This is a genomic window from Polaribacter sp. BAL334 (assembly GCF_015767435.1).
In the GTDB taxonomy this organism is placed as follows: Bacteria; Bacteroidota; Bacteroidia; order Flavobacteriales; family Flavobacteriaceae; genus Polaribacter.
Genome location: NZ_JADWOV010000183.1, coordinates 1 through 569 on the forward strand (window position 1 = coordinate 1; position 569 = coordinate 569).

Here is a 569-nt window from a genome sequence, read left to right on the forward strand (position 1 = left end):
ATTGGATGTTGTTGAATAATATAGTTAGCAATCTTTTCTAAACGTTGTGGGCTTTCCATTAATTCCTTAGTGTCAATAGCTTCTACGTCAATTTCAATTTCATTTTTTGAGTTTTCTTTTTCACGGTATTTACCAACATATTCAACAGAAAAACGTAATACATTTTCATCTTTTATAGCATCTGTAATAACGTATTGATGTAATTTTTCTCCAAATAAACTAGCAGTAGTTTGTTTTATGCCTTTTATAGAAGTTGCATTGTCTTTGAAAATTGGCGTTCCTGTGAAGCCAAACATTTGGTAATTGTTAAAATATTGTGTTATCCTCTTATGAGTATCTCCAAATTGTGAACGATGGCATTCATCAAATATGAATACAATCTTTTTATCTTTAAGATTGTTCATTACTTTTAGATGCTGGTCATTTGTTATGGCATTATAAAGCTTCTGAATAGTTGTAACAATTAGCTTATTATTTGCGTCATTAAATTGATTTACTAATGATTTTGTATTGTTTGTTGTATCAACACAATCAGGTTTAAAAGCGTTGAACTCTTTAGCAGTCTGATA

Annotated in this window: 1 protein-coding gene; it reads right to left on the reverse strand. The window is 29.2% G+C overall.

Annotation, left to right across the window (positions count from 1 at the left end):
• On the reverse strand, window positions 1-569 hold a 569-nt coding region (locus IU405_RS00960; protein ID WP_197436764.1), incomplete at both ends, for a DEAD/DEAH box helicase family protein.